Annotated in this window: 22 protein-coding genes; 8 read left to right on the top strand and 14 right to left on the bottom strand. The window is 68.0% G+C overall.

Features of this window, described 5'->3' with window-relative positions; all coding sequences use genetic code 11:
• Positions 1-78: 78 nt before the first annotated feature.
• Positions 79-558 (top strand): ProQ/FINO family protein, encoded by a 480-nt coding sequence (locus F464_RS0105010; RefSeq protein WP_018988691.1) that lies wholly within the window; start codon positions 79-81, stop codon positions 556-558.
• A gap of 36 nt (positions 559-594) precedes the next feature.
• Here F464_RS0105010 and F464_RS0105005 read toward each other — a convergent pair whose 3' ends face one another.
• The 6 genes from F464_RS0105005 to F464_RS0104980 form a co-directional block, all read right to left on the bottom strand.
• Positions 595-2349, bottom strand: coding sequence for an O-linked N-acetylglucosamine transferase, SPINDLY family protein (locus F464_RS0105005; protein WP_018988690.1), 1755 nt, complete (start codon positions 2347-2349; stop codon positions 595-597).
• A 159-nt stretch (positions 2350-2508) separates the two neighbouring features.
• Positions 2509-3246, bottom strand: coding sequence for a hypothetical protein (locus tag F464_RS0105000; protein ID WP_018988689.1), 738 nt, complete (start codon positions 3244-3246; stop codon positions 2509-2511).
• Positions 3247-3414: 168 nt separating this feature from the next.
• Positions 3415-4146 (bottom strand): hypothetical protein, encoded by a 732-nt coding sequence (locus tag F464_RS0104995; RefSeq protein WP_018988688.1) that lies wholly within the window; start codon positions 4144-4146, stop codon positions 3415-3417.
• A 99-nt stretch (positions 4147-4245) separates the two neighbouring features.
• On the bottom strand, positions 4246-5070 hold the full coding sequence (locus tag F464_RS0104990; RefSeq protein ID WP_018988687.1) for an FTR1 family iron permease: 825 nt from the start codon (positions 5068-5070) through the stop codon (positions 4246-4248).
• A 4-nt stretch (positions 5071-5074) separates the two neighbouring features.
• Positions 5075-5398, bottom strand: coding sequence for a cupredoxin domain-containing protein (locus tag F464_RS0104985; protein WP_018988686.1), 324 nt, complete (start codon positions 5396-5398; stop codon positions 5075-5077).
• Positions 5399-5600: 202 nt separating this feature from the next.
• Complete coding sequence (locus tag F464_RS0104980; protein WP_018988685.1) at positions 5601-7259, bottom strand: ATP-binding domain-containing protein; 1659 nt, start codon at positions 7257-7259, stop codon at positions 5601-5603.
• Between the two features lie 289 nt (positions 7260-7548).
• Here F464_RS0104980 and F464_RS0104975 point away from each other — a divergent pair, with 289 nt between their 5' ends.
• Together F464_RS0104975 and F464_RS0104970 are read left to right on the top strand one after the other, a co-directional pair.
• Positions 7549-9156 carry a methyl-accepting chemotaxis protein gene (locus F464_RS0104975; protein ID WP_018988684.1) on the top strand — a complete coding sequence of 536 codons (1608 nt, stop codon included), beginning with the start codon at positions 7549-7551 and terminating at the stop codon, positions 9154-9156.
• Positions 9157-9351: 195 nt separating this feature from the next.
• Complete coding sequence (locus F464_RS0104970) at positions 9352-9732, top strand: hypothetical protein (protein WP_228214785.1); 381 nt, start codon at positions 9352-9354, stop codon at positions 9730-9732.
• A gap of 60 nt (positions 9733-9792) precedes the next feature.
• Here F464_RS0104970 and F464_RS0104965 read toward each other — a convergent pair whose 3' ends face one another.
• The 6 genes from F464_RS0104965 to F464_RS0104940 all read right to left on the bottom strand — a co-directional run bounded on the left by F464_RS0104965 (position 9793) and on the right by F464_RS0104940 (position 16689).
• A complete protein-coding gene (locus tag F464_RS0104965) occupies positions 9793-11376 on the bottom strand; it encodes a SulP family inorganic anion transporter (RefSeq protein ID WP_018988682.1) in 1584 nt (527 codons plus the stop codon).
• A complete protein-coding gene (locus F464_RS0104960) occupies positions 11373-12470 on the bottom strand; it encodes a c-type cytochrome (RefSeq protein WP_018988681.1) in 1098 nt (365 codons plus the stop codon). Before F464_RS0104960 ends, F464_RS0104965 begins: the two co-directional genes overlap by 4 nt.
• The gene (locus F464_RS0104955; protein WP_018988680.1) at positions 12467-13048 is read right to left on the bottom strand and encodes a hypothetical protein; all 582 of its coding nucleotides are present in this window, start codon (positions 13046-13048) and stop codon (positions 12467-12469) included. The genes F464_RS0104960 and F464_RS0104955 overlap by 4 nt, the downstream gene beginning before the upstream one ends.
• A complete protein-coding gene (locus tag F464_RS0104950) occupies positions 13045-15111 on the bottom strand; it encodes a putative bifunctional diguanylate cyclase/phosphodiesterase (RefSeq protein ID WP_018988679.1) in 2067 nt (688 codons plus the stop codon). The genes F464_RS0104955 and F464_RS0104950 overlap by 4 nt, the downstream gene beginning before the upstream one ends.
• A gap of 15 nt (positions 15112-15126) precedes the next feature.
• Positions 15127-16089 (bottom strand): phosphate/phosphite/phosphonate ABC transporter substrate-binding protein, encoded by a 963-nt coding sequence (locus F464_RS0104945; RefSeq protein WP_018988678.1) that lies wholly within the window; start codon positions 16087-16089, stop codon positions 15127-15129.
• 171 nt (positions 16090-16260) lie between these two features.
• On the bottom strand, positions 16261-16689 hold the full coding sequence (locus F464_RS0104940; protein WP_018988677.1) for a TOBE domain-containing protein: 429 nt from the start codon (positions 16687-16689) through the stop codon (positions 16261-16263).
• A gap of 207 nt (positions 16690-16896) precedes the next feature.
• Here F464_RS0104940 and F464_RS0104935 point away from each other — a divergent pair, with 207 nt between their 5' ends.
• The 5 genes from F464_RS0104935 (at position 16897) to F464_RS0104915 (ending at position 21154) form a co-directional block, all read left to right on the top strand.
• Complete coding sequence (locus tag F464_RS0104935) at positions 16897-17718, top strand: TOBE domain-containing protein (RefSeq protein ID WP_018988676.1); 822 nt, start codon at positions 16897-16899, stop codon at positions 17716-17718.
• A 43-nt stretch (positions 17719-17761) separates the two neighbouring features.
• Positions 17762-18517, top strand: coding sequence for a molybdate ABC transporter substrate-binding protein (gene modA, locus F464_RS0104930; protein WP_018988675.1), 756 nt, complete (start codon positions 17762-17764; stop codon positions 18515-18517).
• A 13-nt stretch (positions 18518-18530) separates the two neighbouring features.
• Positions 18531-19202: a molybdate ABC transporter permease subunit gene (gene modB, locus F464_RS0104925; RefSeq protein WP_018988674.1), complete on the top strand. Its 672-nt coding sequence runs from the start codon at positions 18531-18533 to the stop codon at positions 19200-19202.
• The gene (gene modC, locus F464_RS0104920) at positions 19199-20305 is read left to right on the top strand and encodes a molybdenum ABC transporter ATP-binding protein (RefSeq protein WP_018988673.1); all 1107 of its coding nucleotides are present in this window, start codon (positions 19199-19201) and stop codon (positions 20303-20305) included. The genes modB and modC overlap by 4 nt, the downstream gene beginning before the upstream one ends.
• A gap of 207 nt (positions 20306-20512) precedes the next feature.
• Positions 20513-21154 carry an MBL fold metallo-hydrolase gene (locus tag F464_RS0104915; protein WP_018988672.1) on the top strand — a complete coding sequence of 214 codons (642 nt, stop codon included), beginning with the start codon at positions 20513-20515 and terminating at the stop codon, positions 21152-21154.
• A gap of 112 nt (positions 21155-21266) precedes the next feature.
• On the opposite strand, the gene mscL is transcribed toward F464_RS0104915, so the two are convergent.
• Both mscL and F464_RS0104905 read right to left on the bottom strand, forming a co-directional pair.
• Positions 21267-21695: a large conductance mechanosensitive channel protein MscL gene (gene mscL, locus F464_RS0104910; RefSeq protein WP_018988671.1), complete on the bottom strand. Its 429-nt coding sequence runs from the start codon at positions 21693-21695 to the stop codon at positions 21267-21269.
• A 162-nt stretch (positions 21696-21857) separates the two neighbouring features.
• Positions 21858-22478: a trimeric intracellular cation channel family protein gene (locus F464_RS0104905; protein ID WP_018988670.1), complete on the bottom strand. Its 621-nt coding sequence runs from the start codon at positions 22476-22478 to the stop codon at positions 21858-21860.
• Between the last annotated feature and the right edge of the window lie 40 nt (positions 22479-22518).

The raw sequence follows: 22518 nt of genomic DNA, 5'->3' as shown, positions 1-22518 counted from the left end.
GCGGATACCGCGGCGCGCTGGAAGCCGTTTTCATGCGATCATGCCGTTTTTCGTCCGCAGTCCCTGCACCTTTCCGCAATGAATACCGAAACGACTCCCGAAGCCCTGATCGAACAGCCCGCGGCGCCGGCCGCCGAAGCCAAGCCCGCCGGCCTCGATGCCCGCGGCCTGTTGCAGAAGCTTCAGGAAATCTCTCCCACCTTCGGCGAAGTGAAGCCCCTCGCGCTGCGCATCGACAAGGCCATTGCTGAGCGCTTCCCCGAGCTCGACCGCAAGGTCATCCGTACCGCCATGCGGATGCACACCGCGACGACGCGCTACCTCAAGGCCGTCGAGAAGGCCACGGCGCGCTTCGACCTGGACGGCAAGGAAAGCGGCGAGGTCACCGAGGAGCAGCGCCAGCACGCCGCGCAGACGCTCAAGGAGCGTTTCGCCGAAGTCGCCAAGCGCAAGAAGCTTGCCGCCGACGCCGAACGCGAGCGCCAGCGCGCCGAAGAAACCGAGCGCCGCAAGACCGAGAAGCTCGCCCAGCTCGTGGGCAAGTTCGGCCGGCGCTGAGCTTCCGGGCGCCTCCGGGCCGCCCGATCCGCGCCCTTACGGCGCCGGCTGCAGCGCGGCCTGATGCATCGCCGCGAAAGCCGCTTCCAGCGCGCGCGCGAGTCCGGCGCCGTCGGCCAGGCGTGACCGGCCCAGCCGGTCGCGCAGCGAGGTGCGCAGGTCTCCCAGCACGATCGGGTCGCCGGCGAGTGCGACCGCCCTGGCGACGAATTCTTCCGGCGTGGCGGCGATGAAGTCCGTCAGGCCGAGTTCGCCCATGATCGCTGCGCCCATCCGCGCAGCGCGCCGGTCGCCCGCGAGCGTCAGGACGGGAACGCCCATCCACAGGCTGTCGAGCGTCGTCATGTGGCCGTTCCACGGGAAGGTGTCGAGGCAGACGTCGGTCCGGCTGAACAGTTCCAGATGTTGCGGCAGCGACGTGAAGCCCGCCATCTCGATGCGATCGGGCGCGACGCCGCGCTCGCGGAACGCTTCGGCGAGACGCAGGCGTGAGCCGGGATCCGACAAGGCCCGCGCCTGCATTAGCAGGCGTGCATCGGGCAGGGCGCGCATCACCGCCGCCCACAAGTCGATCACCGCCGGGCTGATCTTTGCGAGCGCGTTGAACGAGCCGAAAGTCAGTGCGTCCGCCGTGGCTGCGGGAAGGGGCGCTACCGCGGGGAATTCCGCGTCCGGCCGGAAGGCGAAGCACGGCCGTGGCAGCCACCACAGCTTCTCCGCATAGAAAACCTGGTCGGAGTCCGACGGATCCAGCGCGCGGTCCGTGATCACGTAGTCGATGCTCTTCAGCCCCGTCGTCGCGGGATAGCCCAGGTAACTCACCTGTACCGGCGCGAACCGGCGGCCGAGCATGGCGAGCCGGTTGCCCGCCCCGTGGCCCGCCAGTTCCACGAGCACGTCGAGACCTTCGGTCGCGAGGACCGACGCGAGATCGTCGTTGCCCAGACCGCCGACGTCGCGCCAGCAGTCGACGCCGGCACGCAGGCGGGCGGTCATGTCATCCGGGCTGCGGTTGTCCGAATAGACGCAGATCTCGAACGCCTCGCGGTCGTGCGCCGCGAGCACCGGTTCCATCAGGTAGCCTACCGGATGCCGGCCCAGATCCGGTGACAGGTAGCCGACCCGCAGGCGTCCCGCGCGTGCCCGGGCCGGGCGCGGCTGAGCCGGCGGGAAGCGGCTGGCCCATTCTTCGTGTGCCCGGTGGATCTCCGCGGGGGAGAGCGCCGCGGAGTAATTGAGCGCCATGAGCAGGTTGGAGCGGGCGACGGCGTTGCCCGGCGCCAGCTCGGCGGCGCGGCGGAAATGGGGAATGGCTTCGTCGATGCGGCCCTGATCCTTCAACGCGTTCGCCAGCATCACGTGCGCCGCGATCTGCTCGGGGCGCGCCGCGACGACCTGCTGCGCTAGCCCGATTGCCTCTTCCAGCGCCCCTTTGCGCACCAGCAGGTTGCCGAGGTTCGTCTGCGCCTCCGGCATCTCCGGTGCCACGCGCAGGGCCTTGCGGAAAGCCTGTTCCGCGGCCGCGTCCTCCCCGCACAGGAGGTGGATGTTGCCGAGGTTGTTGAGGATGTAGGGCGAGTCGGGCGCGAGCCGTGCGGCGATCTCGAGATGCTGCCGTGCCTGCGGATAGCGCCCCTGTTCGGCCAGCAGCGTACCGAGGAAATAGCGCGCGTCGAGGTGCTGCGGCTCCTTCTCGAGAATCTTCTCGTAGCAGCGTTGCGCCTGGGCGCGGTTTCCGGTGTTCGCGGCGGCCTGTGCCTGCTGGAGCAACTTCTCGGATTTCTTCGACATGGGGGTCTCTTTCGCTGCGTGCGGGCGTCGGAACGGCGCGAATTCTATCAGTTCGCGCCCGCGGCACCGGCCGATCGGCAAGTACATGTGCATCGGCGCGCACCTGCCGGGTGCCGCAGGGGAAGGGGCCGCCGGCATGACCGCCAGGGTGCTCGCCCATTACCGGAACTCGTATTCGAGCCTCATGCGCAGCGTGTGGTCGGGGGTGGCCTGCGTGAGACCGAACAACAGGCCGACGTCGTACTTCAGGCGCTGCCCCTCGTCCAGCGGCACGCGCCCGAAGATCGCCGGTCCGAGCCTGTGCTGCTGATCGTCGCGCCTGTCCCACTCGTTCCACTTGCCGACTTCGCCCATGCCCTGCAGGCCGTAGTGCAGGCGCGGCGCGTGACGATACTTGAGCTGCCACTGGTAGCCGAGATGCGTTCCGTTCTCCCCGGCTTCCGCCGCCCAGGTGCGCTCGACGAGCAGGTTCGCGTTGAGCAGGAAACGGCCGAGCTTCTTCTGCGACAGCAGGCCCGCGGTCGCCGACCACCCCTCTTCGCGTTCGCGTGGGCGTTCGACACTGGCGAGGAGACTCAGGCCGATCGGCGCCTCGTCCTCCTCGTCGAGCAGGTGGAAGCGGTTCTCCCACTCGATGCCGTCGTAGCGCACATGCCCGTCGCGTTCGCGGCCGAGTTCGACTCCCAGCTCGGTCGCCCACCATGCGGTGACACCTGTCCCGAAACTGAGCGTCAGGGCGTCCGCGTTGCGGCGGCCGTTGTCACGTTCCGTGCCAAGTTCCAGTTCGATCTCATGCTCCCCCGCGCTGACATCCGGCAGGATCACGGTTTCGGCCGGTGATGCGAAGGCCAGGCCGCACGCTAGGGTGAGGGGCGCGGCGCCCAGGGCGCGTTTCATCGGGGTCGTCTCCTCGAACTCTTGTCGTGCCCGTGCTTCCGCATGAAGCGTGCCCGCCGGGCGCGTTTTCCGGAGGATAAGGCAGGCGCCGCCGCTGCGGCCCCTGACAGGCGAAAAAAAGCCCCGCGCGAGGGCGGGGCTGCGGCGGCCGGGAGCCGGAATTGCCGATCAGAACTCGTATTCGAGCTTCATGCGCAGGGTGGTGTCCGGGGTGTCCTTCGTCATGCCGAAGAGGACGCCCACGTCGTACTTGAGCGCCTGGTGACCGCCCATCGGCAGCTTGCCGAAGATCGCGGGGCCGGCCATGTGCTCCTGCTCGTCCGACTTCGCCCAGTCGTTCCACTTGCCCACTTCGCCCATGCCCTGCAGGCCGTACTCGAAGGTCGGCATCAGGCGGTACTTCACCTGCCACTGGTAGCCCAGCTCGGTCTCGCTCTTCTCTTCCGAGTCGAAGTGGCGCTCGGCGAGCACGTTGAAGTTCGCCTGCACCTTTCCGAAGTCCTTCTGCGTCAGCAGGCCGAGCTTCAGTTCCCAGCCTTCCTTGTGATCATGCGGACGCTCGATCTCGGCCAGCACGCCGAGGTCGATTGCGTACTTGCCCCGTTCGGTGAGCTGGAACACGTTTTCCCACTCGAAGGACTCGTGCTTGAAGCGCTCGCCGCGCTCGCGCTCGTATTCGACGTTGACTTCGGTGAACCACCACGGCGTAACGCCCACGCCGTAGCCGAGGATCATCGCGGTCTCGTCTTCCTTGCCGTGATCGCGACTCGAGCCGGCCTTGAATTCGATCTCGTGTTCGCCGTACTCGACGTTCGGCGAGTAGATGTAGGCGGCCGGGCCGGCATGGGCGATGCTCGCGCCGAAACCGGCGATCGCGAGGGCGAGGAGCTGCTTCTTCATGGTGATCCTTTCGTGTTTTGTGTTGAAAACGGTGATTGCAGGCATGCGCGGACCCGGCCGGCGCCTTGCGCGCCGGGCTCGCGCGACGGGAAACGGGTGTCAGGCCGGCGCGGCGCGGCGGGGGGCCGGCGAGCGCACGAGGAACATGCCCAGCGCGATCGCGAGCAGGGTGCCGAGATAGAACAGCGCCTGCATTGCGCTCGGGCGCGGGTCGTAGCCGGCGAGCACGTGCAGCAGCGTGCCGGCGGGGGAACTCGCCGACAGCCACGCCGAGGTATCCCACAGCGGGTTGGCGAGCGGCGGCAGGATGTCGCCCTGGATCAGGAAACGCGCCATCTGGCCCGCCATGCCGGCTGCGAGCAGCAGCACCAGCGCCGCGGTCACGCTGAAGAACCAGCGCACCGGGATGCGCAGCAATCCGGCGAACATGCCGTAGCCGACGACGGCGCCCCCGGCCAGTCCGAGTGCCCCGCCGAGCAGCACCTGGCCGGTCGATTCACCGCCGGACGCGAGGCTGAACAGGAACAGCACGGTCTCCGAGCCTTCGCGCAGCACCGCCATCGCCACCAGCACCATGACCGCAGACAGCTCGCGCCTGCCGTCGGCGACGTCGCGCACCAGCGCACGTGCGCCATCGACCATCTCGCGTGCGTGGCGAGCCATCCAGATGTTGTGCCACGCGAGCATCGTCACCGCGAGGCCGAGGATGCTCGCGTTGAGCATCTCCTGGCCCATGCCGTCGGCCATTTCGGCGATGGATCCTGCCAGCGCCGCGACCACCAGCGCGCCGGCGATACCCGCGGCGACGCCGCTCCACAGCCAGCGGTTGCGATTGGGCAGCGTGCGTGCGGCAGCGGCGATGATGCCGATCAGCAGCGCCGCCTCGAGGGATTCGCGGAAGACGATGATGGCGGCGCCGAACATGGGCCTACTCCGCGATGACCACGCCGCGCGCGGTTGCCTCGTTGAATTCGCCGAAGAACGGATACTTGCCGGCTTGCAGCGGCCCGATGAATACCGCCGTTTTCGCGCCGCCCGGGATCACCTTCTCGCGGTTCAGCTCGTGGCTCTCGAACTCCTCGGGCGTGCTGTCCTGATTGTGGATCATCAGCTTCACTTTCTGGCCGGCCGGGACATGGACCTCCGCCGGCTCGAAACGGTGGTTCTTGATCGCCAGTTGAATTTCCGCGGGATCGGCCGCGAAGGTGGCGAGCGGCAGACACAGCAGGGCAAGGAGGGACAGGCGCGTCATGGCGGGCTCCGGATGGTTTCACGAATGATAACGATTCGTATTCGGAATCTGCCCGTGCGGGACATTAAGTTTTCTTAAGAAATTGCGGGGATGGTCACCCGTAATTGATGTGGCATTCAGGCCCGGTCGTTCGTCCCGAGCTTGTCCACGCGCGCTGCCGGGGCTTCGACGGGCTCAGCCCGAACGGCATCGGTTTGCCCGCTCAGCGCGCCGACTCCGGCCCGCGGGCAGGCGTGGCCATCAGCGTGCCGGCCGCGCGCTCCGACAGCACCATGATCAGCTTCATGCCCGCGCGCGTCGCGCCGACGAAGAGCTTGCGCACCGTCAGCGGGTCGAGCGCCTCGAAATCGATCTCGGTGAAGATCACGCAGGGCGCGGCCTGCCCCTTGAAGCGGTAGACGGAGTCGATGAGGAAGTCGCCATCCGAATACACGGGATTGCCGAGCAGGTCGTAGCTGCCGGTGAAGGCCTTGAGGCGGTGTGCGCCGAGGCGGTCGAAGGGCGTGAACACCGAATGCTCGCGTCCGCGGAAGGTGATCGTCGCGATCATGTCGCGGCGGAAGCCCAGCCCGATGGCGCGCGTCATCGCGCGCTTGGTCGCATCGATGAGCCCGGCGCTGTCGGCCCATGTCAGGAACTCGACGTCCGAGCCGGTGAGCGGGCTGCCCGCCTCGAGCGGACGAGGCAGCGGCAGCAGGCGGTTGAGCGCGTCGAGGATGTCGGTCGGGCTGCGGTAGTTGCGTTCGCTGGTGATGCGCACCCAGCCCGGCAGCTCGACGGGCGGACGGTCGTAGAGGTTCTGCAGCGGATCCTCCAGCCACCACGCACGTCCGTCCGGTCGCAACAGGCGCAGCAGCGCGTCCAGCCATTCCGAGCGGAAATCCTGCCCCTCGTCGACGATGAGCTCGTCGAAGCGCCATGCCGCGCCGGGGTCGAGCGCCGCGAAGCGCATTTCGATGCGGGCGAAGGCGTCGGGCAGGCGGAAATCCGGCACCTCGCCGTGCGCGCGCAGAACCCGGTCGCACAGCTGGTGGTAGGTCGCGATCTCGCCGCCGGGCGGCGCGATCAGCGCGATGTGGTCGGCGAGCGGGCGGTTGTAGCACACGTACAGCGGCCGCCGCCCCGCCGCGAGCGCGTCGCGGAACACCGCCATCGCGAGCTGCGTCTTGCCGCTGCCGGCGGTGCCGGTGACGCGCAGGCGGAAGGGCTGCATCTCGATGCGCCGCGCCCACTCTGCCAGCCCGCCGGCGAGCCGCGTGTATAGCGCCTCCGCCTGGCCGACGATCGCGCTCACCTCCGGCACCAGCTCCAGCTCGTCGGTGAGAAAGCGGTGGATGTTATCGAGCACGACGCGGTCGCGCACCTCGTCGCGCAGCAGGCTTTGCACGATCGCGACGAGGTGCTCGCGGCGGCTCGCATCGATGATGCGCGCCGGGTCGATGCCGGCGCTGCCGGGCTGGCGTACCACATAGTCCGGGCAGTAGAGCAGGGCGTCGATGCGCGCCTGGTGGCCCTTCAGGAAGGCGCCCAGGCGCTCGCGCAGCTGGCCGGCGCTGCGCGCCATCTGCACGCCGACGTTCTTCTTCGCCTTCGCGTAGGCTTTGACCAGCCCGTCCTGCGTCTCGTCGAGGTAGCCCGACTTCTGCTCGATCAGCAGCATGCGCCCGCTGGGGCCGACGACGACGAAATCGATCTCGCCGAACAGTGCGTGCTCGCGGTTCACCCGCGTCCAGTGGATGCCGTGATACACCGCGTGGTCATCGGGCAAACCTTCGGCAAGGGTCGCGAGCGTCTCGAGCTCGCGCGCCAGCGCCCCGCTTGCGGGGATGCGTTGCCAGCCTTCGGGGTGGATGCGTGCCATCGTCGCGGTCTCCGGAAATCGGGGGAAAGCAGGGGCGAATGCCAATTATTGCATTGCCGTTCAGCCGGAGCGGTTGGATAAATGACGATAGCGTATATATTCCGGTTGGATGTCATCCGGACGACCGCCGGAAGCGGATGCGTACGACTCGACGCCCATTCTGGGTCGTCGAAATGCATGAATTTGCAGAAAAATAAGCTCAATAACGCCGGGGGCACGACGTTAAGATCTCAAGGCGGGACGGCAATCGCCCGTCCCCGAATCGCAATGAAGTCAGGGGAGTCGAATAATGAGTGTCAAACACCGACTGCTGGTCATGGTAGCCATCGCCCTCATCATGCTTGCCACGGTGATGGGGATCGCGCTCTACCGCATGAGTCATCTCGCCAGTTTCCAGGATGACGGTTTTGTCCGCACGCAAACGCAGTCGAGCGCTGCGGAGGCTTCGTGGCTGGGGGCCCAGTTCTACCAGATCTTCGCGGACACGATCATCAACCGCGACCTCGACGAGGCGAAGAAGGATTTCGCCGCCCTGCAGGTCAAGGCGAACAGCGACCTGCAGCGGCTTGCCGAGGCGGCGGATACGCCCGAGGAAAAGGCGGCGGTGGCCGACGCACGCAAGAACGTCGAGGCGATCGTCGTGCTGTTCGAAAAGCGCCTGCTGCCCGTCCTGAATGCCGGAAACGAGGTCGATCCGGCGATCCACGCGATCGACGACGAGGCGGATGCCACGGTGAGCCGCATCCGCGAGCAGTTGGCCAGGGTCGCCGAGTCGATGGGGCGAGAGGCGCTCGACGCCGACCACCGCTTTGACGAAGAGCGCAGCCGGACGCTGATCGAGATCACCATCATCGCCGTCGTGGCGGCGGTCGCGCTGGCGGTCTATGCAGGTTTCGTGTTGCGCTCCATCCTCAAGCCGCTGCAGGTCGTGCAGGACGCCGCCGAGCGCATCGCGAAGGGCGACCTGACGCATGCCTTCGAAGTGGACGGCCGCGACGAGCTGGCCAGGGTGCTCGCGGCCTGTCGCACGATGCAGGGCAACCTGCGCGAGGTCGCCGCCAACATGCAGGAGCACGCCGAAGGGCTCGCGTCGATGAGCGAGGAGCTCGCGGCGACGACGACGCAGCTGTCCGGTTCGACCGAGCAGCAGTCGCAGGCTGCGTCCTCGATGGCCGCCTCGGTCGAGGAGATGTCGGTCAGCATCGCCCAGGTTTCCGATCATGCGAACGAGGTGCGCGCGGCCGCCACCGAGTCGGGGCGCAGGTCCGCCGAAGGGCACGAGATTGTCACACGCATGGTGGAAAGCGGCCGTGTCACGGCCAACGCAGTGAGCCACACGGCCGGGCAGATCCGCATGCTGGGCGGGTTTTCCGACCAGATCTCGTCGATCGTCGCGGTGATCCGCGACATCGCCGACCAGACCAACCTCCTGGCGCTCAATGCGGCGATCGAGGCGGCGCGTGCGGGCGAGCAGGGCCGCGGCTTCGCAGTCGTCGCGGACGAGGTGCGCAAGCTCGCCGAGCGCACGGGCAAATCGACGCAGGAGATCACCGAGATGATCTCGCAGGTGCAGAACGTCACCCGCGACGCCGTCTCCAGCATGGAAAAGGTCGTGGGCCACATGGGCGACGTCGACACCTTGTCGCGCGAAGCGGGCGACGCCATCGGTGCGCTCACGGAACAGGCGCGCCACGTCGTCGCGGCCGTCGAGGACATCACGAGCGCGCTACACGAGCAGTCGACCGCGAGCAACGAGATCGCCCGGCGCGTCGAGCAGACCGCCCAGATGAGCGAGGAGAACAGCGCCGCGGTGAAGCAAACCGCGACCGCTGCGCATCAGCTCGAAGGCGTCGCGGCCCGCCTGCAGACCACCGCCGGCCGCTTCCGCCTCGCCTGAGGTCGGTACGGCACGCGCTCCCCGCTCCCTGATCACTTTCCGCCCCCGCCGCGGTCCGCGTCCAGGGGGGCGGAGGTCTTTTCCGGCGGGTGAGTAAATGCAAACGCCATTCATCGGATCTCGGCGCGGTATACAATGGCCGGCTGCAGCATCGCCCTCATGTCCGTATGCGGACCCACCAGCAGGAGTCTGTTCGTGAAGAAAGTTCTCGCCCTCACCCGCGTCATCCTCATCGCCGGAATGATCGGTTCCGTCGCCCCCGCCGCCTTTGCCGCGGATGCCGCCGTCAAGACCGTTGCCGCCGTGTATCAGGAAAAGGCCGGGCTGTCGGGCAAGGCGATCCAGGTCAGCGGCAAGGTCGTCAAGGTGAACAACGGCATCATGGGACGCAACTTCGTCCACGTGCGCGACGGTTCGGGCGAGGAGGGCAGCAACAACCTCATCGTCACGAGCAAGGACACGGCCGCGGTCGGCGACGAGGTCGTCGTGACCGGCAACGTCAAGCTCGACCGCGACTTCGGGTCGGGCTACCTGTACCCGCTGCTGGTCGAGGACGCGACCATCGCGAAGAAGTAAGTCTTCGATCCGCGCGCGATCGCCGTGCCGGCCGGGGCACGGGAGTGCCGGCGGCGGCCGCTACAGTGTGCGCCGGCGGCGGCGGTCGCGGCGCTTGCGGTCGGGTGGGGATTCGCCCGAAACCGCGCGCCGGTCCTGCCCGCTGCGTCGGTCGATGAGGCGCACCTTCCCGTTCCTGCCGACTTCGGCGAGCCAGCGGATGCCCTCCGGGTCGATGTGGTGGACCGCGGAGAAATCGACCACCAGCTCGTCGATGCGCGCGTCGGTGCTGGCCCGGTGGTAGAGCGACTCGATCACCGGCAGTGAGCCGTAGTAGATGTTGCCGCGGATGCGCAGCACGTTGTGCTCGAGGCTGACGTTGGGATGCGCCTTCTCCCACTTCGCGTAGGCGAGGGCGAGCAGCGAGCCGCAGATCACCGCGCCGAAGAGGCCGAAGAGATGAACTGACAGGAAGGACGCGCTGAAGACGATCGCTTCGGGGCGGTGCTGGAAGTGCGCGCGGATGTCCGACCAGTCGATCATGTTGGCGCCGACGACCATGATGATCGCGGCCATCGCCGGCACCGGGATGATCGCGATGAACTCGCCGAAGAAGCTCACCAGCGCGAGCAGGAACAGCGCCGATGAGACGGCGGCGAGCCGGCTGCCGGTGTTCATCGCGTGCATCAGCGACATGCGGTTGAACGATGCGCAGGTCGGCAGCGCCGAGATGAAGGGCAGCACGCAGTTGGAGAGCGCGTCGGCGAAGATGCCGTGACGCGCGTCGACGAACTGGCCGCTGCGGCGGTTCATGCGCCGCATCGCCGCGACGGTCTGGAACAGGCCCAGCAGCGCGAGCGTGACCGCGCCGGGGATGATGCTGATGATGTCGGGCATCGCCTCCTGGGCAAACAGCGGCAGCGACGGGTACACGAAACCCGTGGAGACATTGGCCGTCTGTTCGATCAGCGTTTCGCCAAGGCCGAGGCGCGCGCTCAGGTATTCCGAGTACAGCGTGCCGGCGACGATGCCGAGCAGGATCGCCCAGTTGCGCAATGCCGCGAACTGGCGCGTGACGACGGTCACCAGCAGCGTGATCAGGCCGATGTGGATCGCGTGCAGGTTGCCGATCTCGAGCACCGCGAGGAAGCTCTGCCACGCGATCCACAGGCGCCATTCGACCTGGGTGTTGATCGGCAGCCCGGCGAAGGCCGGGAAGGACTTGAAGATCATGTACAGGCCGATGCCGCAGATCATGCCGTTGGCAACCGGTTCGCTGACGAAGTCGAGCATCCGTCCGAGCGGCCGCACCGCGAGGATCACCAGCTGGATCAGCCCGGCGAGCAGGAACAGCGTCAGCGCGTAGCCGATGTAGTCGGGGCCGAATTGCGGCGCGACCGGCAGCAGCGTGACGCCGACGACCGCCGACAGCGTGCTGTTGGGCCCGCCGTGGAACACCCGCGAGGGGTTCAGCAGCGCCGTGAACAGCACGCCCCAGATCGCGCTGTAGAGGCCGAAATACGAGGGCAGGCCGGCCAGCGTCGTCGAGAACGCGATCGCCTGCGGCAGCACGACGATCGCGAGCGTCAGCCCGATCAGCAGCTCGTTGCCGAGCGCGCCAACGCGCGGCAGCGCCCACTCGAACACACCGCTCTTCACGTTCATGCCCCGTTCCCCACGGCTTCGCCCGGCCGCTGCCAGGATTCGATGGTACGGATCAGCGGCGGCATCACGCGCATCATCAGCTGCTGCCACAGCGCCGCGAGCGGCCCCTGCTTGTCGCCGGCGGGGCGCGGCAGGTTGCTGACGTAGAAGGCGATGTCGCGGCAATCCTGGTTGGAGAGCGAGCCTTCCTCGCCGAGCGGCATGTTGCGGCAGATGAAACCGGGCAGGATCGTCGACACGAAGGAGAAGTTGTTGCGCGACTGCAGGTTGAACGCGTTCGGCCCGGCCACCGCCGGAAACAGCACCTTGCCGTCGACGACCGTACCCAGGCCCTGCGGGCCGTGGCAGCGCGCGCACTTCTCGCGGAACAGCGCGCCGCCGCGCACGTAGTCGTCGCCGCGCTTGTCGGTCTGCGATGCGGTGATTTCGTCGATGCCCTGTTCCGGATAGCGGTTGCCGAAGCGCAGGTCGAGCGCCGCCGCGAGGAAGCGCCCGTACGCGGTGACGTCGCGGATCAGGTCGTCGGCGATGTTCGGCTTGAAGCCGTTCGACGAGTTGATGTAGCACTGCATCTGGCGCAGTTCGTAGGGCAGCAGGATGCCGGTGAACTGGTCATACATGTCGGCCATGACCCACGACCCGGCGAGGCTCAGCGAGCCGGTCTGGGGCACGCCGGCCGCGGTCTGCTTGTCGCCGATGCCCTGGTGGCAGTGGTCGCAGCTGGTGTGGGTGCCGCGCACGAAGCGCGTCGCGTTCCAGCGCTCGCGCGCGGGGTCCGCGGCGAGCTGTCCCTGCAGGTCGTCGATGATGTTGCAGCCGCGCTGGATCGCGCGCACGTCCTCCTCGCTGTACCCCTGGCGCACGATCGCCTGCCCGGTGCGCGCGAGCGCGTAGGGCGAGACGTAGGTCGCGCCGGCCGCGAGGCCGTAGCGGGCGAGCTTGTCGGAGCAGCCCGGCGTCAGCGTCACGGGCTGCTCGCGGATGCGCTCGCGCTCGTCGTGCTTCGCGAGCGCGAGCGCATACAGTGCGAGCAGCACGCCGACGAGCAGCGCGAGTCGCACTGCTTTCCGCCAGGCCGGCGCGAGCGGCTTCACCGCGCGCCCTCCAGCGCGCCCTCGCCGAGCTGCAGGTGGTGGGCGACCATGCGGGCGAAGATGCGGATGTCGCGTACCGCCGGCTCGTGGATCGTCGGGATGAAGCCGTCGAGATGCGTCGCATAGCAGCGCATCACGCGCTCCTCGAAGGACACCCGTCGCCCGAGCCGCGCGTCGAAGCGGTCGCCGGCCGCGAAGGCGTACGCCAGCGCTTCCGCGCCGTGGCAGTCGCTGCACGCGTTCGGATGGTCATGGGCACCCTTGCGCGTGAAGCGCCAGGCGTACTTGTGCGTGTGGTACACGAGGTTGTAGCCGTTCTGGACCGCGCGCACGAAATAGCCGTCGCGGCCGAAGGCGTTGACGCCATAGGCGTCGCGAAACGCCTCCCAGCCGGCTTCGGGCGTTCCGTGCGGTGAGAACATCGGACGGCCGGAGGCGAAATGGGCCCACAGCACGAAGCCGACCACGGTGGCGGCGCCCAGTGCGCCGCGCAGCACGACCTTGAGGCGTGCCTGGCGTATGGCGCGCTGGCGGTTGCGCATGGCGGCGAGCGCGGCGTCGGGCTGACTGTGGCTCATTGGACAAACGTCGGCACGCTGTCCCTGGGCAGGGAGTCGCGTGCGCAGCGGGTGAGGAAGGTGGTGAAGTGCTCGGCGTCGAGCGGGTGCGACAACAGGTAGCCCTGCAGGTAGTCGCAGTGCAGGTCCCGGAGGAATTCCATCTGTGCGCGGGTCTCCACGCCCTCGGCGATCACTTTCAGCGCGAGGCTGTGCGCCATCGCGACGATCGCGCGCACCAGCGCGGCGGCCTCGGCGTCGTCGCACAGCGGCGCGACGAAGCTGCGGTCGATCTTCAGCGTGTCGAACGAGAAGCGGCGCAGGTAGCTGAGCGAGGAGTAGCCCGTGCCGAAGTCGTCGAGGCTGAAGCTCAACCCCTGCGCGTGCAGCCGTCCCAGCACCGCGTTGATCTGCTGGTGGTCGTCGAGCAGGATGTTCTCGGTGATCTCGAGCTCCAGGGCCTGCGGCGGCAATTCGTTAGTGTCGAGGACTTCGCGGATCAGCAGCTCCAGGTCCTCGCGCAGCTGCACGCGCGAAAGGTTGACCGCCAGATAGCCCGGCGCGAGTCCCGCGTCCAGCCAGCAGCGCAGCTGCCGCCCTGCCTCGCGCAGCACCCATTCGCCGATCGCGACGATCTGGCCGGTGCTTTCGGCGAGCGGGATGAAGGTCGCCGGGCTGATGAAGCCGCGTTCGGGGTGCCACCAGCGCAGCAGCACCTCGGCGCCGACGTAGGCGCCGTCCGCGGCGCGGAAGATGGGCTGGAACTCGAGCTGCAGTTCGCCCCGCGCGATGACCTTGTTGAGATCCTGTTCGAGGCGCAGGCGCTCGTGCACCTGGGCGTTCATCTCCGCGGTGAAGAAGCAGATCGGCGCCCGTCCGGGTCTTTTCGCCTGATACATCGCGTTGTCGGCGTTGGCCATCAGCGCCTCGACCGTTTCACCGTCGTCGGGGTACAGTGCGATGCCGATGCTGCAATGCACGACCACCTCGCGTCCGTCGAGCGTCACCGGCTCGGCCACCGCAGCGAGCAGCCGGTCGGCGACGTCCCGGGCGTCGTTCGCCTGGCCGAGGCGCGGCAGCAGCACCAGGAATTCGTCGCCGCCGAGCCGCGCGAGCGTGTCTTCGTCACGCAGGCGCGCGCGGATGTGTGCGCTCACGTGCGCGAGCAGGCGGTCGCCCGCGGCGTGCCCCATCGTGTCGTTGACGATCTTGAAGTCGTCGAGGTCGATGAACATCAGCGCGAAGCGTTGCTGCTGGCGATGCGCCGAACGGATCTCCTGCTGCAGCCGCTCGACCGCGAGCATGCGGTTCGGCTGGGCCGTCAGCGAATCGTAGTTCGCCTGATGGTGCAGCTTGGCCTGTTCGCGCTGGATCTCGAGCGTCATCGCGTTGAAGGTCTCGCCGAGGCGCCCCAGCTCGTCGCCCGAGGTCACCGGGACGAGCGTGAATTCGCCGCGCCCGACGTCGCGCGAGACCTCGATCAGGCGCTGCACCGGACGCATCACACTGTAGCGGAACACGAGGTAGATCGCGACGCTCAGGAACAGGATGATCGCCGCATAGATGCCGAACTGCTGCAGGAGCTGCTCGCGCGCCTGCATGGCGAGTTCCGCGCGACTGATGCCGACCTGCAGGCGGCCCAGCGGGCGACCGTCGTGTGCGATCGGAAACTCGATCGGGATCACGTCGGGCAGCGCCGCGAGCTCCCGGATCAGTGTCTGCAGGCGGGGCGGCGGCAGATGATCCGGCGTCGGCCCGTCGACGCCGAGGCTGCTGCGGATGTGCGGATCGTCGCCGTTCACGTAGGACGTCAGCGGCTGCTCGTCATTGTCGACGATCACACCATAGACGACGTCACGCTGCCGGCTGACCTCGCGCGCGTAAGCGTTGAGGGTCAGGAAATCGAGGCCGAGAATCGCCTCGGGGCTGATCAGCGCGATCAGGTGGCCAAGCACGCGGCCGCGCTCGTTGAGCTGCTGTTCCAGGAGGTGGTTCTGGCTGCGCAGGAAGAACCAGGCGTTCAGCGCCAGCGTGACCGACAGGATGCCGGCCACGGTGAGGATGAACTTGCTCGCGAGGCGCAAGGGCGCTCTCCGTGCTCAGCGCGGGAGGTCGATCGACGGCATGACCTTGCGGATGATGCGGCGGTGGGGGTCGTAGTCGGCGTCGCGCGCCTCGCCGAAGCCGGTCATCTCGGCCCGGGCGAGGATCGCGCGCCCCTCCTCGCGCGCCGGCAGTTCGACCAGTAGCGCCTGGATGCGCGCGGCGAGGGCCTGCGGCATGTCCTTGCGTACCGCCCAGGGTAGGTGCAGCACGCGTTCGGTCATGCCGAGGTGAGTGACGGTGCTGGTGTCCATCGCGTTGCGCACGACCGGCAGGTCGATCAGGATGTCGCCCGCCCCGCTCGCGTCGGCCTGGCCGTGGTACAGCGAAATCAGCGAATTGGGCGGATTCTTGGAGAACACCGTCTCGTAGTCGCCCGGCTTCAGCCCCGCCTCGAGCAGCAGGTAGCTGGGCAGGATGTAGCTCATCATCGCGTCCGTGCCCCCGCCGAACACGATCTTGCGCCCGCGCAGCTGCGCGATCGCGTTGATGCCGCTGTCCTTCCTGACGTAGAGCGCACCGGCGACCGTGCCGGTGCCGAACTCCTCGTTGTGCGCGATGACGCGGTACTTGTCGGCGGAGCGGACGTAGTGGAACTGGTTGTAATGGACGATATCGAAACGCCGCTGTTCGACGCCGTCCCAGAATGCGTCGAAATCCTTCGCGGTGACGAGCTGGACCTCCCGCCCGAGCTCGCGCCCGAGGTAGGCGGCGAGCGGTGCGTAGAGTTCCGTGGTCAGCGTCGCCTGGCGCCGCGGGAAGATTCCCATCACGAGTGGCGCCGCGCTCGAGGCCAGCGCGGCGGGGATCGAGCGTTCGGCGAGCGACAGCCCGAGGGTCGCCAGCAGTCCGAGCATGACGTGGCGGCGGCCGGCGAGCGCAGTACCCGCGCTGCTGCGCTCCCGCGTATCGGCGAGCGTTTGCCTGGCGTCCCGCGCGCCCTTAATCCCCCTGGTCATACCAGCCGTCTCCCTTGTGGATCAAATAGTCCCGCGCCGTGAATATGGGCACGTGAGCCTCGTCTTGTTCTTATTGGTTACATATATCTTATGCGCCGGCAGCATGAACGGGATGGCAGCAGAATTCAAGACCTTAGGCTTCCGATGCGCGTGACGTATTGCACGAAAGTTCTAGGTCGGCACGCCGAGGAAGACGTGCGAGGCCTTGATCACGGCCGTGGCAGCCACGCCCGGTTTCAGGCCCAGTTCCCCCACCGCTTCCTTCGTGACGATCGCGGCCACTTCCGCCCCGCTCGCGAGCGTGATCACGACCTCCGCATTCACCGCGCCGGGCGCCACCGACTTCACCGTGCCGCCGAGGCAGTTGCGCGCCGACAGGCGCACGCCGCTGGCGTCGGTCATCACCATCACCCACGGCGCCTTCACCAGCGCGACGACCTCGTTGCCGACCGCGATGCCGAGCGTCCTCACGCTTTCCATCGTGACGATCGCGACGAGGCGGTCGCCGCCCGCCAGGGCGAGCTCGACCTCGGCATTGACGCTGCCGGGACGCAGGGCGCTCACGGTGCCGCGAAAAACATTGCGTGCGCTGACTTTCATGGCGGGATTCCTTGTCATGTTCGTTCGTAAGGATTGTCGGGTTTGTGACTCGTTGTATCATTAGCTACATATAAAACGATGTCAGCAAGCGTGACCATCGGCGCAAACACTGTACTTTCGCCAACGATGCAGGCGCAACCATAACGCCATGCGTCTCTGGCATGGCATTCGCTATATAGCGATTAACATATAAATGGAGATGCCACGATGATCAACCGGGATTCGCACCGGTTCATCGGCCGTCTCGCGATCGAGACGGACGTCGGCGCGGCCTTGTCCGATACGCGCATCCGGCTGCTCGAGGAAATAGACCGGCGTGGTTCGATCAGCCAGGCGGCGAAGGCCGTGCCGCTGTCCTACAAGGCGGCGTGGGATGCGGTCGATGCACTTAACAATCTGGCGCCCGAGCCGCTCGTGAGCCGCGTCACCGGCGGGCGGCAGGGGGGCGGCACGCAGCTCACCGAGTACGGCCGGCGCATCGTCGCGATGTACCGCGCGCTCGAGATCGAATACCAGCAGGCACTCGACCGGCTCGCCGGGCGGCTCGACGACATCGGGCCGGTCGGCATCAAGGAGTTCCAGGCCCTGATGCACCGCATGGCGATGAAGACCAGCGCCCGCAACCAGTTCACCGGGCCGATCACCGGCCTGCGCGACGGCGGTGTGGATTACGAGGTGCGGCTGCGCCTCGACCGCGACACCGAGATCGTCGCGGTGATCACGAAGGAAAGCGCCGAGAGCCTAGGGCTCGCGATCGGCAAGGAGGTGTGCGCGCTGGTGAAGTCCTCGTCGGTGCTCTTGATGACCGACGGCGACCTGCACATCACCGCGCGCAACCGCATGCGAGGCGAGGTCGCAGCGATCCACGCGGGCTCGGTCAACGACGAGGTCACGCTGCAATTGCTGTCCGGGCGCACCGTCACGGCGGTGGTCACGCACGGCAGCTGCGAGGCGCTCGGGCTCGCCGTGGGCGTGCCGGCCTGCGCGATGTTCAAGTCGTCCAGCGTGATCCTCGCGACCTGGGACTGAGTACCGCATCGACCAATCCAACCCCTGCGAAAGGAGTCCTGCCGTGGAAGCCCGTTTTATCCGCCTTGCCGCCGGCTTCGCCGCCGCGGCCGCCCTTTCCACCGCCCACGCCGCTGAAGTCAGCGTCGCGGTTGCCGCCAACTTCACCGCGCCGATGCAGAAGATCGCCGCCGAGTTCGAGCGCGACACCGGTCACAAGGCCCAGCTGGCGTTCGGCGCCACCGGCAAGTTCTACGCCCAGATCAGGAACGGTGCGCCCTTCGAGGTCTTCCTCGCCGCTGACGACACGACGCCGGCAAAGCTGGAGGAGGAGGGGGCGACGGTGGCCGGCAGCCGCTTCACCTATGCGATCGGCAAGCTGGTGCTGTGGTCGGCGCAGCCCGGCGTGGTCGACGGCAAGGGGGACGTGCTCAGGCGCGGTGCGTTCGCGCATCTCGCGATCGCAAATCCGAAGACTGCGCCCTACGGCGCGGCGGCGCTGGAGGCGCTGCGCAAGCTGGGTGTGGCCGATGCGCTCGCCGCGAAGCTCGTCACCGGCGAGAACATCGCGCAGGCGCACCAGTTCGTCGCCAGCGGCAACGCCGAACTCGGCTTCGTCGCGCTGTCGCAGGTGTGGGCCGACGGCCGGCTCACCAGCGGCTCCGCGTGGCCGGTGCCGGCCGGGCTGCACGCGCCACTGCGCCAGGATGCGGTGATCCTCGCGGCGGGCCGCGACAAGCCCGCGGCGCGTGCGCTCGCGGAATTCTTGCGCGGTGCGAAGGCGGCCGCGATCATCAAGTCCTATGGTTACGGACAGTGAGGCGGACGGGACGATGATGAGTGCAGCCGATCTTGCGGCGATCCGGCTGACGCTGGAGCTCGCGGCCGTGACGACCGCGATCCTGCTCGTGATCGGCACGCCCGTCGCGTGGTGGCTCGCGCGCACGCGTTCGGCGTTCAGGGGCGCGGTGGGCGCCGTCGTCGCGCTGCCGCTGGTGCTGCCGCCCACCGTGATCGGCTTCTACCTGCTGCTGCTGATGGGGCCGCACGGACCGGTCGGCCAGTTCACGCAGGCGCTGGGACTGGGCCTGCTGCCCTTCAGCTTTGCCGGCCTGGTCGTCGGCTCGGTGTTCTATTCCCTGCCCTTCGTCGTGCAACCGCTGCAGCAGGCCTTCGAGGCGATCGGCGAGCGCCCGCTGGAGGTCGCCGCGACCTTGCGCGCCGGCGCGCTGGACACCTTCTTCAGCGTGGTGTTGCCGCTCGCGCGGCCGGGCTTCGTCACCGCGGCGGTGCTGGGATTCGCCCACACGGTCGGCGAATTCGGCGTGGTGCTGATGATTGGCGGCAACATCCCGGAGAAGACGCGCGTCGTGTCGGTGCAGATCTACGACCACGTCGAGGCGCTCGAATACGCGCAGGCGCACTGGCTCTCCGCCGGCATGGTGGTGTTCAGCTTTCTCGTGCTGTTCCTGCTGCATAGCCGCAAGCGCGGGGGCGTGCGATGAGCCCGGCTGCCGCAGCGCAATTTCCCGGCGCCGGCATCGAGGCGCGCTTCCGCCTGGCGTGGCCCGGTTTTGCGTTGGAAGCGGCGTTGCAGCTGCCCGGACGAGGCGTGAGCGCGCTGTTCGGCCACTCCGGTTCGGGCAAGACGACGCTGCTGCGCTGCCTCGCCGGCCTGGAGCGGGCGACGGACGGCTATCTCGCGGTGCGCGGCGAGGTGTGGCAGGACGATGCGCGCGGCGTGTTCGTGCCGACGCACCGCCGCCCGCTCGGCTACGTGTTCCAGGAAGCGAGCCTGTTTCCGCACCTGTCGGTGCGGCGCAATCTCGAATTCGGCCTGAAGCGGGTTGCGGCGGCCGAACGGCGCGTGTCGCTCGACCATGCGATCGCGCTCCTCGGCATCGAGCCGCTGCTCGGGCGCATGCCGGAGCGGCTGTCGGGCGGCGAGCGCCAGCGGGTCGCGATCGCACGTGCGCTGGCGACCAGTCCGCGCCTGCTGCTGATGGACGAACCGCTCGCCGCGCTCGACGCACAACGCAAGGCGGAGATCCTGCCCTACCTGGAGCGCCTGCACGGCGAGCTGGAAATCCCGGTGGTGTACGTCAGCCATGCGCCGGAGGAGGTCGCGCGGCTGGCCGATCACGTCGTGCTGCTGCGCGATGGGCGGGTGCTGGCGTCGGGGGCGATCGACGAGGTGATGCCGCGCCTGGACCTGCCCTTCGCGCATGACGAGGAGGCCTTCGTCGTCGTCGATGCGCGGGTTGCAGGGCGCGACGAGCGTTTCGCGTTGACGCGGCTCGAATTCGGCGGCCTGCCGCTGTGGATCACCGGCCTCGACGCGCCGCTCGGGGCGCAGGTGCGCGCCCGCGTGCTGGCGCGCGATGTCAGCCTCGCGCTAGCGGAACGCCACGAATCGAGCATTCTCAACGTGCTGCCGGCGCGCGTGGTTTCCCTCGACGACGCGAGTCCCGGACGTACGCTGGTGCGTCTCGACGTTGGCGACCATGCGTTGCTCGCGCGCATCACGACGCGCTCCGCGGTGCAGATGGGCATCGCGCCCGGCATGGACCTGTTCGCGCAGGTGAAGGGCGTCGCGCTGCTGCGTTAGGGTACGGCGCGCCGGCGCCACCTAGGGCGGGAGGAGCCGAAGGCGTATCCCGCCAGTCCCGAGCGGGGCGCGTCACTGACAGGCCGTGGCGGGATACGCTGTGCTCCTCCCGCCCTACGGGCGCGTGTCCGGTACGGGAGCGGAATCTGCGTGCAAAGGTGATGCGCGCTACACTCCGGGCTTTCCTGACACGATTTCCTTTCCGCCATGATCCAGCTGCGCATCGTCCCGGTGACCCCCTTCGAGCAGAACTGCAGCATCGTGTGGTGCGACAAGACGATGAGGGGGGCGGTCGTCGATCCCGGTGGCGACCTCGATCGCATCCGCGCCGCGGCCGACAAGCTGGGGGTGAAGATCGAGAAGCTGCTGATCACGCACGGCCACATCGATCACGCCGGCGGCACCGCGAAGCTCGCGCGCGAACTGGGCGTGCCGGTGGAGGGGCCGCAGGAGGAAGACCGCTTCTGGATCGCCGGGATGCCACAGCAGAGCAAGATGTTCGGCTTTCCCGACGTCGAGTCCTTCGAGCCGGACCGCTGGCTGCACGACGGCGATACCGTGACGGTGGGCGAGGAAAGTTTCCGCGTGATCCACGCGCCCGGCCACACGCCCGGCCACGTCGTGTTCTTCCATGCGGACGCGCGGCTGGCGATCGTGGGAGACGTGCTGTTCGCGGGCTCGATCGGCCGTACGGACTTCCCGAAGGGCGACCACGCGACGCTGATCCACTCGATCCGCGAGAAGCTGTTCCCGCTCGGCGACGACATCACCTTCGTGCCGGGCCACGGCCCGACTTCGACCTTCGGCGACGAGCGCCGGAACAACCCGTACGTCGGCGATTACGCTTAAGAGCCTGGACGACCGGGGCGAGGGGCGGGATTTCACCCGCCCTTGGCGCCGACTGCCGCTCCCACATAGCCGCTCCCACATAGCCGCTCCCACAGAGGGGCGGACGCCGGTTTTAGCCCCGCTGCTTCAGCGCATCGCGGATCTCGCGCAGCAGCTTGACGTCTTCCGCCTCGGGTGCGGGCGCGGGCGGCGGTGCCGGCGGTTCGGCGCGCTTGAGGCGGTTTATCGCCTTGATCGCGACGAAGATTGCGAACGCGACGATGAGGAAGTCGATCGTCGTGTTGATGAAGACGCCGTATTTCACCAGCGGCGCGCCGGCCTTCTCGGCCGCGTCGAGCGTTTCGTAGGTCTTGTCGCCGAGGTTGATGTACAGGTGCTTGAAGTCGACACCGCCCAGCAGGCGGCCGATGATGGGCATGATCACGTCCTTGACGAGCGACTCGACGATCTTGCCGAAGGCGCCGCCGATGATCACGCCGACCGCCAGGTCGACGACATTGCCGCGCATCGCGAACTCTTTGAACTCGCGCAGGAAACTCATTCTCGATAACCTCCCCGGGTGGTTGATTGGCCACGGCTCGGCGCGCTGGCCGTGCCGACGCGGCTAGTTTGCCATTTTTCGCGCCTTCCGCGCGTCATCGCGCGCAGGCGGCGCTTTCCGTCCGGGATAGGCGTCCGTAATGCGCGGGGCAAGTCCGGCGGTTTACATCCGCGCGCGGAACACCGGCAGCTGCCAGCCGAAGCGCATCGCCGAGAGCCGGATCGCGAGCACGACGGAGCCGGCGAGCAGGGCCGCCCAGGCGTGCGCGACGTCGAACTCGGACAGCGCGACGAGCAGCAGCGCGCCGACCCACGACGCGGTGGCGTAGAGTTCGCCGCTGAACACCAGCGGCACCTCGTTGCACAGCACGTCGCGCACGATGCCGCCGAAGGCGCCGGTGATGACGCCCATCAGGCTCGCGACCAGCCACGGGGCGTCGAGGGCGAGCGCGGCCTGGGTGCCGCTGACCGTGAACAGCGCGAGGCCGATCGCGTCGGGGAGCAGGAACAGGCGTGCGGGCAGGACCGTCACGCGCGCCAGGGCGAAGGCGGCAAGGCCCGCAAGCAGGGCGGCGATGAGGTAGCTCTGGTCGGCGATCCAGAAGACCTGGCGGTCGAGCAGCATGTCGCGCAGCGAGCCGCCGCCGAGCGCCGCGGCGAGGGCGACGACGACCATGCCGAAGAGGTCGAAGCGCTTGTTGCCGGCCTCGAGGACGCCGGCGGCGGCCTGGGCCGCGACGCCGGCCAGGCCGATGCCATAAACGAGGGTGTCGATCGGACGCATCGGGCGAGCATAGCATCGCCGCGCGGCGTTCCGCAGCGTC

The sequence above is a fragment of the Aromatoleum toluclasticum ATCC 700605 genome, from assembly GCF_000378245.1.
In the GTDB taxonomy this organism is placed as follows: Bacteria; Pseudomonadota; Gammaproteobacteria; order Burkholderiales; family Rhodocyclaceae; genus Aromatoleum; species Aromatoleum toluclasticum.
This window is presented reverse-complemented; position numbering and strand designations above follow the sequence as displayed.

Coding starts and splice junctions, on each gene's coding strand:
- F464_RS0104975 (WP_018988684.1), top strand. CDS start 7,549: ATGAGTGTCAAACACCGACTGCTGGTCATGGTAGCCATCGCCCTCATC.
- F464_RS0105010 (WP_018988691.1), top strand. CDS start 79: ATGAATACCGAAACGACTCCCGAAGCCCTGATCGAACAGCCCGCGGCG.
- F464_RS0105005 (WP_018988690.1), bottom strand. CDS start 2,349: ATGTCGAAGAAATCCGAGAAGTTGCTCCAGCAGGCACAGGCCGCCGCG.
- modB (WP_018988674.1), top strand. CDS start 18,531: ATGATGAGTGCAGCCGATCTTGCGGCGATCCGGCTGACGCTGGAGCTC.
- F464_RS0104965 (WP_018988682.1), bottom strand. CDS start 11,376: ATGAACGTGAAGAGCGGTGTGTTCGAGTGGGCGCTGCCGCGCGTTGGC.
- F464_RS0104945 (WP_018988678.1), bottom strand. CDS start 16,089: ATGACCAGGGGGATTAAGGGCGCGCGGGACGCCAGGCAAACGCTCGCC.
- F464_RS0104955 (WP_018988680.1), bottom strand. CDS start 13,048: ATGAGCCACAGTCAGCCCGACGCCGCGCTCGCCGCCATGCGCAACCGC.
- F464_RS0104980 (WP_018988685.1), bottom strand. CDS start 7,259: ATGGCACGCATCCACCCCGAAGGCTGGCAACGCATCCCCGCAAGCGGG.
- F464_RS0104905 (WP_018988670.1), bottom strand. CDS start 22,478: ATGCGTCCGATCGACACCCTCGTTTATGGCATCGGCCTGGCCGGCGTC.
- F464_RS0104935 (WP_018988676.1), top strand. CDS start 16,897: ATGATCAACCGGGATTCGCACCGGTTCATCGGCCGTCTCGCGATCGAG.
- F464_RS0104940 (WP_018988677.1), bottom strand. CDS start 16,689: ATGAAAGTCAGCGCACGCAATGTTTTTCGCGGCACCGTGAGCGCCCTG.
- F464_RS0104995 (WP_018988688.1), bottom strand. CDS start 4,146: ATGAAGAAGCAGCTCCTCGCCCTCGCGATCGCCGGTTTCGGCGCGAGC.
- modC (WP_018988673.1), top strand. CDS start 19,199: ATGAGCCCGGCTGCCGCAGCGCAATTTCCCGGCGCCGGCATCGAGGCG.
- F464_RS0104990 (WP_018988687.1), bottom strand. CDS start 5,070: ATGTTCGGCGCCGCCATCATCGTCTTCCGCGAATCCCTCGAGGCGGCG.
- F464_RS0104985 (WP_018988686.1), bottom strand. CDS start 5,398: ATGACGCGCCTGTCCCTCCTTGCCCTGCTGTGTCTGCCGCTCGCCACC.
- F464_RS0105000 (WP_018988689.1), bottom strand. CDS start 3,246: ATGAAACGCGCCCTGGGCGCCGCGCCCCTCACCCTAGCGTGCGGCCTG.
- mscL (WP_018988671.1), bottom strand. CDS start 21,695: ATGAGTTTCCTGCGCGAGTTCAAAGAGTTCGCGATGCGCGGCAATGTC.
- F464_RS0104915 (WP_018988672.1), top strand. CDS start 20,513: ATGATCCAGCTGCGCATCGTCCCGGTGACCCCCTTCGAGCAGAACTGC.